Consider the following 372-nt stretch of genomic DNA (forward strand, 5'->3'; position numbering starts at 1 on the left):
GCATGCTCGCTCGTAAGCCGCCCATGCTTGTCGCCGTCGCTCTCGCCAACAAGATGGCTCGCACCGTTTGGGCTTTGATGGTCAACGGTGGGGTCTACAAAGCTCCGGTCGCAGCGGCTTAATCGCTTAGCTTAATCGCTTAGTCCGCCCGACCAGAGGTCGTCGAGGAGGTAGGAAGGTCAAACGGAAGGTACGGCGCAACAGTCGATGGGACGGGGTCGGGAAAACCAGTACATGCCCAGGTGCTTCCAAGTACGCCGCTGTGATTTGGACCTGATCCGCGAACTCCCATACGGGCCCGCGACATATGACGGTCGCAATAAAGGCCGGACAGATGTCAGCACCCGACTACGCGCAACACCTAATCGAACG

Annotated in this window: 1 pseudogene; it reads left to right on the forward strand. The window is 58.9% G+C overall.

The window, feature by feature from the left end:
• Nucleotides 1-122 (forward strand): annotated as a pseudogene (locus AC5ZGW_RS47540) (IS110 family transposase); the annotation flags it as partial.
• Between the last annotated feature and the right edge of the window lie 250 nt (nt 123-372).

This window comes from Bradyrhizobium sp. Crot121 (assembly GCF_059512385.1).